The following is a 10,107-nucleotide window of genomic DNA, read 5'->3' as shown; positions in this document are numbered from 1 at the left end:
GCCATGCGAGAGTAGGTCATCGCCAGGGTTTTTACCCCGAAAACCCCGCTGCTCACGCAGCGGGGTTTTCTTTTTTTGCAGGCACCTGGTTTTTGCAGGTATCTGTTTCTCGGAAGAGACCTCTGCTGAGCTGGCGCAATGCGCTGCTCCAACCGTCTCCCTGGTGAAATTAGCGCTGTGGAACCACCCGATCCCATCCCGAACTCGGAAGTGAAACGCAGCTGCGCCGATGGTAGTGTGGCCTAAGCCATGCGAGAGTAGGTCATCGCCAGGGTTTACACCCAAAACCCCGCTGCTCACGCAGCGGGGTTTTTTTTGTTCTTCGCTTGGGTCTTCCGCGAGCGTGAGGGCCCCGTAGCGACCGGCAGGCCCCTCGGCAAATGTCCCCCGCCCGCCCGCCCGCCGCTTCGCGGCGACGGCCTCCTCCTTGATTTTGCCCACGAGCCTACCGGCCGCTACGGAGCTCGCATGAGGTATGCGCACTGCAAACCGGAGCTTGCGTTGCGGCGCCCGTGGCCTCCAAACGTGGGTCGCGATGCCTGAATCGCCCCGGCTTTCCTGGCCACCTTGCAGCCATGATTCACAGCAGCACTAGGGGTGTCTATGAGCACCAAGCGATACATGCAGGAGTTCAAGATCGAGGCGATCATCAGCAGCAATTCCGCCTTTGAAGCATGTCTAAGGTGTTTGGCCTGCATCCCAGCGGGTACTACGCCTGGCGGAACAACGGGCTGTGTCCGGTAGGGCTTGGAAAGCAGCAATCAAAATGAGGCTTCGGGGTGTCTACAGAAGCCGGGGCGATTCACGTCGTTGCTGAGACCGCAACGCATTTCCGTGAACAGTCCCTCCGCCATATAGAACCTGGCTTGTTGTGAGCTCTGCCACTCCAGCTGCTTGTTCTGACTGTTAGCCTGCTTTTTCTCTGGCCGTTGGAATGGCTTGGGATCAACCCACAGGGACACGGAGATCCCTATGAAATGGAAGCTTCTAGGTTGTTCTATCGCTCTTTGCCTGACCGCCAACGTCTGGGCGCAGGTGCCTGACCCGGACTCGGATCTGGGCGAGGAAATGCAGACGCTGGTGAAGAGTTACATCACTCGGAATCCCGAAGTGTCCGTCGACGACGCCATCACACGGCTTGCCGTTCAGACCGAGATCATGCAATCGATGGAGGACTTGCGGCAGGAGTTCTCAGACAGGTTGACGGAGATCTCCCTTCAGCATACCCCCGACCAACACATTCTTGTCGAACTGAAAGGTGCAAGCTCCGTCGCAGACCGTGTCGTCCGTACTGAAAGTGGCACGACCCGGGTGGTTTTTGAGACGGGACACAAGTACACCAAGCAAGAGTTCTACGCCATCCTCGATAAACACATGGATCTTCTCTACAGCGCCATACCTGGCGCTACCGGGTTCCTAGGTCGGCCAGGCGAGGATCGGCTGGTGATCTACATCGAAGGAAATGAGGAAAAAGCGGAAGAGCTTCAGACCACCGTCAAGAAGCTTGAGCGGGTTCTGGGCTTTGCAATCACTCTCAGACCAAACATGTCCAAGTCACGCAATGTCGAGTACATCCAAGGCGGCGCGGTGCTTCAAAACAACAATTCGTTTTGCACAGCCCCCTTCGGTCCGTCTATGCCGTTTCAACCTCGGACTACAACACGCGCTCAATCATGTACATGTGGGCGGGTGCAGAGCTTGGGCACGAGCTTTGCTTCCGGGGGGTTAGATCCGGCTGGAGTTGCGGCAAGGTGATCAGCGTTGACTGGAACCCCGGCTTGGCGTGCGGGCCCGGTCAAACGTTGCCCTGCGCCAGCACCTGGATACGTATCGAGGGCGAGGCGCTCGCCTGCGCTCCGGGGGACAGCCGTGCGGCCGTGGTCAGAGGCAATAACGGCCATGGGATTGTCTCGAAAGCTAACTCTAACGGCGTCCTTCCAGGCGAATGCGACGGGGTCACCATCATGCCGTGGGGGAAGATCAAAGAGCTGGGACTTACCTCTGGCTGAGCCTTCCCAGCTAATTTTCGCAAACTCGTCCATCGCGATCACGCGTACGTCCGATTCGCCTTCTCCCCTCAGATGGGAGAAGGCCCAAAAAAACGGCGCCTAGAAAGGCGCCGTTTTCATGAAACAGAGATCACGTCAGAAACAACGACCGCTCAGCGCGCAGGCTCCGCGGCCGGCGTCTCAGCGCCCTTGCCCTTCATCATCGCATCGCGTGCCGCCTTGAACGGATTGCCTTCGTACCAGTTCGGCCAACGGTCGCCGCCAGCCAGCTCCTTGCCAACCCCGTACAGCAGCTGCAGGTCCTCGACCGTGCCATCCAGCTTCCAGGTCGCCGGATCGAACTCGTCCTTCGGGCCGTGGTAACGGTGGCTGCCGTAGTCCTCGGCGGCCTTGCGGCCAGCCTCGACACCGCCGTCGCGCAGATCCTCACCCCCGTCCGCATAGAGCGCCGGCACACCCGCCTTGGCGAAGTTGAAGTGATCCGAACGGAAGTAGAAGCCGCTCTGCACCGCGGTCTCGCCGTGCAGGGTACGGCCTTGGTTCGCGGCCAGCGGCTTGAGGATGTCCTCCAGCTCGGAGCTGCCGAAACCGGTCACGGTCACATCCTTGGCACGGCCCGCCACCGACATCGCATCGATGTTGATCACGCCGGCGATCTTGTCGAGCGGGAAGGTCGGATGACTGACGTAGTACTTCGAGCCCAGCAGGCCCGACTCTTCCAGCGTCACCGCCAGGAACACCACCGAACGCTCCGGTGCCGGCTGCTGGTGGACCATCGCGTCGGCGACTTCCAGGATGCCGGCCACGCCGGTCGCGTTGTCGACGGCGCCGTTGTAGATGTTGTCGCCCTGCTCACCCTCGTGCTTGCCGAGATGATCCCAGTGCGCCATGTACAGCACCGCTTCGTCCGCCCGCTTGCTGCCCGGCAGCACGCCGACCACGTTGCGCGACTTCTTCTCGGCGATGGTGCTCTTCAGGTCGAAGGACACCTTGGCCTTCAACGGCACCGGCTTGAAGCCACGCTTGCTGGCGTCCTTGTAGGCCTTGTCCAGATCCAGGCCGGCCTCGGCGAACAGCTGGCGGGCGGCATCGGCGCTGAGCCAGCCCTGCGCCGGCAGGCGTGCTTCCGGATCATCCTTGGCGGGCAGATCGTATTGCGGACCGGCCCACGAGTTCTTGACCACGTCCCAGCCGTACGACGCGCCGGCGGTGTCGTGCACGATCAGCGCGGCGGCCGCGCCCTTGCGTGCGGCTTCCTCGAACTTGTACGTCCAGCGCCCGTAGTACGTCATGCGCTTGCCGTCGAACAGCTTCCCGTCGTTGACGTGGAAACCGGGGTCGTTGACGAACATCACGACCGTCTTGCCCTTCCAGTCCTGGCCGGCATAGTCGTTCCACTTCTGCTCGGGCGCGTCCACGCCGTAGCCGACGAACACCAGGTCACTGTTCTCGACTTTCACCTCCGGCTGGCCACTGCGGGTCCCGATCACCATGTCGGTGCCGAACTTCAGCTCGCGGGCCTTGCCGGCCTGGTCGAGCTTCAGCACGGTCGACTCATCGGCCGTGGTCTCGGTCATCGCGACATCCTGGAACCAGCTGTCGCCATTGCCCGGCTGCAGGCCGATGCGCTGCATCTGGTCGCGGATGTAGTTGACGGTCAGCTCTTCGCCCTTGCTGCCCGGCGAACGGCCTTCGAACTCGTCCGAGGCCAGGGTCTTGACCAGCTCGGCGAAGTCGTCGGCGTTGATCTCCGACGAAAACGCATGGCTGGGCGCGGTCGGCGCCGCGTCGGTGGCGGGCGCGGCGGCAGGCGCCGCGGATTCGCCCTTGCACGCGGTCAACGCAGCGGCAGCGGCAAGGCACAACAGAAGTTTGCGGGGCATCATCGGTTCCTGGAACGGGAAAGGCGGGTGCGCAGCGCACCAGTGAGCACAATATCAATCCTGCGGCGCGGTGTCGGTATCGAACGGCACGGCCACGGCACCACTGACCGGTCCCACCCGCGCGGTGCGGTGGACGTAGAGGGTGACCTCGCGTTGGAACTCCAACGGTCCGCTGACCGATGCGTTCGGCCCGATGATCACGCGCGGCTTGCGGCCGGGGGTCAGCGACAGGTTGAAGTTCGGTTTCTTGACCTCGATCCCGCCTTCGACCTGCGAGCCCACGCCGACGGTGATGTCGCCGTTGACCGTCTCGATGCCGCGTGCCACGCGCGTCTCGACCAGCCCGATGCTGCCGTTGACGGTCTCCAGACCCCCGTCGATCTGGCTGCCGCGGTCCAGGAAGATGCCGCCGTTGACCGTGTCCACGCCGCCGCTGGCAATCACTTCGCGCCCGACCCGCACGCTGCCGTTGACCGTGGAGATACCGCCGGTCCGCGCGCGATCGGCGACGCGGATGCCGCCGTTGACCGTTTCGATGCGACCGGTGACGGCGCCTTCGGCGACCTTGATGCCGCCGTTGACCGTCTCCAGATTGCCGTAGCTCTGGCCGGCCTCGGCGGAGATGCTGCCGTTGACCTTGCTGATGTTGTCGCCTGCGAAGGCCGGCGCACAGGGCAGCGCCAGGACCAGCAGCAGCGGAAGCAGGGAGCGTTTCATGGGAACCTCGATGGTGGAGCGCGGCTGGCAGGCCGCCTGCAGGAATGTCACCATGCATCGTTGCAATCCGCATCTGCCTGAAGTCACTGGAAAGCCCTTGCGCCACAACGCCTTCTCCTCACGCCGGGATAACAATCCGACCGACGGACGCGGTCGCTCGCAGTGGCTGACCCCGACGTTGCGTGCGCTGCTGCTGGCGGTGGCCGTGCTGGGCGCCAGCCCGCTCGCCGCCCAGTCCTCCAGGGAAGCCGAGCGCAAGCTGCAGAAGCTGCGCAGCGAGCTCAAGGGCGTGGCCCAGGAACGGCGGAACCTGGAAGGTCAGCGCGGACAGGCCTCGCGCCAGCTGCGCGAAGCCGATGAGAAGGTCGCCCGCACCGGCCGCGTCCTGGCCCAGACCGAAACCGCGCTGCAACGCGAAACCCGCGCCATGAGCGAACTGCAGGCCAAGCGCGATGCACTGCAGGCCGGGCTGGAACAGCAGCGGGCGGAGCTGGCGTCGCTGCTGCGCGCGGCGTACCGCATCGGCAACAACGCACCGCTGAAGCTGCTGCTGTCGCAGGATCGCGTCGCCGATGCCAACCGCAGCCTGGCCTATCACCGGTACCTGCAGCGCGAGCGTGCGCAGCGCATCCAGTCGCTGACGGCCGACCTCACCGAACTGCAGCGCGTGGAGACGGAGATCGTCGACCGCCGCAAGGCGTTGGAAGGGACCCGGCAGCAGCAGAAGCAGCAGGTCGCCACGCTGGCCGATGATCGCCGCGAACGGGCGGCGACGGTGGCCACGCTGGACGAGCGCTACAAGGATCGCAGCGAACGCGAAAAGGCGCTGGGCCAGGACGCCAAGGCGCTGGAAACCCTGCTGGCCAACCTGCGTGCCGCCGCTGCCCGGGCGGAGGCCGAACGCCGTGCTGCCGCGCGACGTGCCGCCGCGGAAAAAGCCGCTGCCGACAAGGCCGATCGTGCCGCGGCTGCCAGTGGCACGCGCCCGCCGCCGCGCGCGACCAAGACGCCGCCTGCGGTCGCCTCCGCGCCGCCGCCGAAGGTGGGTGGGCTGGGCTGGCCGCTCTCCGGCAACCTGCTCGCGCGCTATGGCGGCAAGCTGCCCGATGGCCGCACCAGCAGTGGCGTACTGATTGGTGCGCCGGCCGGCAGCACGATCACCGCCGTCGCCGATGGCACCGTGGTGTTCTCCGACTGGATGACCGGCTACGGCATGATCCTGATCGTCGATCATGGCAACGGCTACATGAGCCTGTACGCCCACAACGACACCCTGCTGCGCGATGCCGGCGCCACGGTGAAGAAGGGCGAGGCGGTGGCCAAGGTCGGCAATTCCGGCGGGCAGGGCGTGACCGCGCTCTACTTCGAACTGCGCCGCAATGGGCAGCCGGTCGATCCGGGCAGCTGGCTGCAGCGGCGATAAACCGCGCCCAACCTGGGCGCGCCGCCGTGCAGGGGATTCAACGGGAATTTATCGTCGCTTCGCGCATAATCGGGCGACGCACCGTGGTGCGTGGATAACCGTCCCCCGCTCATCCTGGAGTGCTTCATGCGCGTAGCCCGTTCCGCCACCTTGCTGCTGGCCCTGTTGCCCGCGGTGTCCTGGGCGCAGCAGACCGCTGAAGCGCCGGCACGCGGGGCCGATGCGGCCACCACGGAAGAAGCGGTGACCTCACGGGTTCCGTTGGAAGAAATCCGCCGCTACGCTGCCGTGTACAACGCGGTGCGCGCGGCCTACGTCGATCCGGTCGACGACAAGAAGCTGATGCAGTCCGCGATCCGCGGCCTGCTGCTGGACCTGGATCCGCACAGCACCTACTTCGACAAGGAAGACGCCGAGGCCTTCGATGAGCAGGCCAACGGCGCCTACGATGGCATCGGCGTGGAGCTGCAGCAGCAGCCCGACAACAGCAGCCTGAAAGTCATTTCGCCGATCGACGATACCCCGGCGACGCGCGCGGGCATCCTGGCGGGCGATCTGATCATCGCCATCGACGGCAAGCCGATCAGCGCGATCGAAGCGACCGAACCGCTGCGTGGCGTCGCCGGCACCAAGGTCGTGCTGACCCTGGTGCGCGAGGGCAAGCCCAAGCCGTTCGATGTCACGGTGACCCGCGAGACCATCCGCGTCACCAGCGTGCGCAGCAAGATGCTTGAACCCGGGTATGGCTACATCCGCCTGAGCACCTTCCAGGCCGACACCGGTGCCGATTTCCAGAAGCATGTCGCCCAGCTGCAGCAGCAGGCCGGTGGCAAGCTGAAGGGACTGGTGCTGGATCTGCGCAGCAATCCGGGTGGCCTGCTCACCGCTGCCGTGCAGGTGGCCGACGATCTGCTCGAGAAGGGCAACATCGTCAGCACCCGTGGCCGCATCTCGATCAGCGATGCACGCTTCGATGCGACCCCGGGCGATCTGCTCAAGGGCGCACCGGTCGTCGTCCTGGCCGACGCCGGCTCGGCCAGCGCCTCCGAAGTGCTGGCCGGTGCCCTGCGTGACAACGGCCGTGCCCGCGTGGTCGGCAGCCGCACCTTCGGCAAGGGCTCGGTGCAGACCGTGCTGCCGCTGGACAACGGTGACTCGGTGAAACTCACCACCGCGCGGTATTTCACGCCGAGCGGCAAGTCCATCCAGGCCACCGGCATCATCCCGGACGTGCTGCTGCAGCCGGAGAAGCGCGCCGGGGATGACGAGCTGCCGGCCAGCTTGACCGATTACAGCGAAGCCACCCTTCCGGGCCACCTGCGTGGCGATGAAGAAGGCACCGAGGGTTACAAGGCCGGTGACGTGCTGCCCGGCGATGGTCCGATCAACGATGCGCTGGCCGAGTTGAAGCAGCCGGGTTCGGTGCTGGCCAGGCAGAAGGCCGAGGCGGCGAAGAAGCCGGCGGCCAAGCCGGCAGCGGCAGGGGCAGCGGTGGCAAAGCCTGCAGAGGCAACGGTCAAGCCGGCAGAAACGAAGCCTGCAGAGACCAAACCGGCAGAGACCAAGCCGGCCGAACAGCCTGCGGCTGCACCGGCTACGCCCGCATCGGCCACGCCGGAAGCCCCGGCCTCGACGGCACCGATCAAGCCCTGATCGGTAGTGCCGGCCGCTGGCCGGCTCCGCATGAAGCCCACCAGGTAGTGCCGGCCGCTGGCCGGCTCTGCTCGAATCCAACGCTGCGTGGAGCCGGCCAGCGGCCGGCACTACCCGTTGGCCGACCTGTCGGCGGACCCGCTCCCGGTCATGCCCTCAGAACCCGTGCCGCTTGCGCAGCCGCCGCGCGATCGCCGCGCGCACATACACGCCGTAGCCGAGCCCGAACACGAAGCCGGCGATGTGCGCCCACCAGGCCACCATGCCGAAGGTCGGGCCGATATACGCGAACACTACCTGCAGCGCCGCCCAGACCCCGATCAGCAGATAGGCCGGGGCGCGGACGAATTCCAGGAACAGGCCCAGCGGGATCACCACGCCCAGCCGCGCGCCCGGGAACAGGGCCAGGTAGGCGCCGATCAGCGCCGACACGGCGCCGCTGGCCCCGATGATGATCTGGTCCGGGCTGCCCATCGTGTAGATCGCGGTCAGGTTGGAGATCGCCCCGCCCACCAGGAACAGCAGCATCAGCCGCCACGGCCCCAGCACGCGCTCGGCCGGCAGCCCGAAGATCAGCAGGAACACCAGGTTGCCCAGCAGGTGGGACCAGTCCGCGTGCAGGAACAGCGCGGTGAACAACCGCAGCACGCTGCCATCCTGCAGGGTCGCCCACCAGTCCAGCGGGTGGGTCAGGCCGGTGGACAGCGCGCCCCAGTCCATCCACAGGCTGCGGCGGGCATCGTCCGGCCGGGAGATCGACCACAGGAAGGCCGCCCACAGCGCGGCGAACAGCAGGGGGGTGGCCCAGCGGTAGGCGGCTTTCTTGCGGGAGGGGGTCGACACGAACATGCGGGCACTAGCCTAGCGCGGAGGCCGAGCTGACGGGGATATGTCGCGTTCAGCATGAATAGCCACAAGGGCGACACACGTTATTGTTTCATTAACCGCTCTCGGTATACTCGCATACGGCGTCGTATGTCGGGAGGGGAATCCGGCGCGTTGTCCTGACCCATCAAGGGGAGGGGCGGCGCAGGCGCGCGTTGCCAACATCACCGCTTTCCGGAGAGAACCAACAATGCATACCGCTTCCACTCTTGCCCGCGTCACCGCCTTGGCCGTCGGCATTGCCGGTGTCCTGGCCGTGGGCCACGTCAACGCTGCCGCCTTCCAGCTGAAGGAAAACAGCGCCAAGGGCCTCGGCCGCGCCTTCGCCGGTTCCGGCAGCGCCGCCGGCGACGCCTCGATCATGGCCGTCAACCCGGCCGGCATGCGCCAGCTCGAAGGCATGCAGGTCCAGGGCGACCTGAGCGCCATCAGCTTCTCGGCCAAGTTCAAGGGCACCGGCCGCAAGCCGACCGGCCAGCCGCAGACCGGCGGTGACGGCGGCGACGCCGGCATGATCGCCCCGGTCCCGGCCGCGTACTTCCACATGCCGATCGGCGAGCAGGCGCACTTCGGCGTCTCGCTGACCGCACCGTTCGGCTTCAAGACCGACTACGACAATGGCTGGGTCGGCCGTTACAGCGGTCTGAAGACCGACATGAAGGCCATCGACCTGGGCTTCGCCGCGTCCTACGACGTCAACCCGTACGTGTCCTTCGGCGCGTCCGTGTTCGTCGAGCACCTGACCATCGAACTGAGCAACCAGATCGACTTCGGCACCGCGCTGGCCCAGGCCCGCGTTCCGGGCTTCGCCCCGGGCAGCGCCGATGGCAAGCTGACCGTTGAAGGCGACAACAACGCCGTGGGCTGGACCGTCGGCGGCTTGTTCAGCCCCGATGAGAACACCCACATCGGCATCAGCTACCGCTCCAAGGTCGAGCACAAGATCACCGGCGGCGATGCCACCTTCGACGTGCCGCAGAACGCTGCCGCCGTGCTGGCCCGCGCCCAGCCGGGCAACTTCGTGAGCACCTCGGGCAAGGCCACGCTGACCCTGCCGGCCTCGGCCACCCTGAGCGTCACCCACAACGTCAACGACCGCTGGACCGTGATGGGTGATGTCACCCGTACCGCCTGGTCGACCGCGTTTGACCAGGTCACCATCGACTACGCCTCCAGCCAGCCCGATTCGGTGCTGGAGTTCGGCTACCGCGATACGACCTTCGTCTCGCTGGGTGCCGACTTCAAGCTGAGCGATACCGTGACCCTGCGTGGCGGTGTCGCGCTGGACCAGACCCCGACCACCAACGCACACCGCGACGTGCGCGTGCCGGACACCAGCCGCAAGTGGCTGTCGATGGGCGTGGGCTGGACCCCGTCGGCGAACACCGAATACAACTTCGGTTACACCCACCTGTTCACCAAGGATCCGGACGTGATCATCGGTGGCACCACCAACAACCAGGGCAACTCGCTGAACGGCAAGTACAAGGTCCGTGGCGACGTCCTGGCCGCTTCGTTCAACTACAAGTTCTGATCG

General features: G+C 65.7%; 7 protein-coding genes and 1 rRNA gene. 5 read left to right on the top strand and 3 right to left on the bottom strand.

Going from position 1 to position 10,107, the window contains the following annotated elements; translation table 11 throughout:
• Nucleotides 1–159: 159 nt before the first annotated feature.
• Together rrf and AB9O74_RS16055 are read left to right on the top strand one after the other, a co-directional pair.
• Nucleotides 160–274, top strand: a 5S ribosomal RNA gene (rrf, locus tag AB9O74_RS16060).
• 698 nt (nucleotides 275–972) lie between these two features.
• Nucleotides 973–1,755, top strand: a complete 783-nt coding sequence (locus AB9O74_RS16055) for a hypothetical protein (protein ID WP_369349919.1) — start codon at nucleotides 973–975, stop codon at nucleotides 1,753–1,755.
• A 406-nt stretch (nucleotides 1,756–2,161) separates the two neighbouring features.
• Here the strand turns inward: AB9O74_RS16055 and AB9O74_RS16050 are convergent, their stop codons facing one another.
• Both AB9O74_RS16050 and AB9O74_RS16045 read right to left on the bottom strand, forming a co-directional pair.
• Entirely contained in the window at nucleotides 2,162–3,892 is a 1,731-nt protein-coding gene (locus AB9O74_RS16050) for a M28 family metallopeptidase (protein WP_369349918.1), read from the bottom strand.
• Between the two features lie 54 nt (nucleotides 3,893–3,946).
• On the bottom strand, nucleotides 3,947–4,609 hold the full coding sequence (locus AB9O74_RS16045) for a hypothetical protein (protein ID WP_354275204.1): 663 nt from the start codon (nucleotides 4,607–4,609) through the stop codon (nucleotides 3,947–3,949).
• Between the two features lie 190 nt (nucleotides 4,610–4,799).
• On the opposite strand from AB9O74_RS16045, the gene AB9O74_RS16040 reads away from it, so the two are divergent.
• Together AB9O74_RS16040 and AB9O74_RS16035 are read left to right on the top strand one after the other, a co-directional pair.
• Entirely contained in the window at nucleotides 4,800–6,032 is a 1,233-nt protein-coding gene (locus tag AB9O74_RS16040; protein WP_369349922.1) for a murein hydrolase activator EnvC, read from the top strand.
• 126 nt (nucleotides 6,033–6,158) lie between these two features.
• Complete coding sequence (locus AB9O74_RS16035; RefSeq protein ID WP_369349917.1) at nucleotides 6,159–7,685, top strand: S41 family peptidase; 1,527 nt, start codon at nucleotides 6,159–6,161, stop codon at nucleotides 7,683–7,685.
• Nucleotides 7,686–7,841: 156 nt separating this feature from the next.
• Here the strand turns inward: AB9O74_RS16035 and AB9O74_RS16030 are convergent, their stop codons facing one another.
• The gene (locus AB9O74_RS16030) at nucleotides 7,842–8,534 is read right to left on the bottom strand and encodes a rhomboid family intramembrane serine protease (RefSeq protein ID WP_176990552.1); all 693 of its coding nucleotides are present in this window, start codon (nucleotides 8,532–8,534) and stop codon (nucleotides 7,842–7,844) included.
• A 226-nt stretch (nucleotides 8,535–8,760) separates the two neighbouring features.
• On the opposite strand from AB9O74_RS16030, the gene AB9O74_RS16025 reads away from it, so the two are divergent.
• Nucleotides 8,761–10,104, top strand: coding sequence for an outer membrane protein transport protein (locus tag AB9O74_RS16025; RefSeq protein ID WP_346479762.1), 1,344 nt, complete (start codon nucleotides 8,761–8,763; stop codon nucleotides 10,102–10,104).
• Nucleotides 10,105–10,107: the final 3 nt, after the last annotated feature.

Source organism: Stenotrophomonas sp. JAG2, from assembly GCF_041080745.1.
Classification (GTDB): Bacteria; Pseudomonadota; Gammaproteobacteria; order Xanthomonadales; family Xanthomonadaceae; genus Stenotrophomonas; species Stenotrophomonas maltophilia_AA.
The sequence above is the reverse complement of the archived record's forward strand: the minus strand, read 5'-3'. Positions and strand labels throughout refer to the sequence as shown.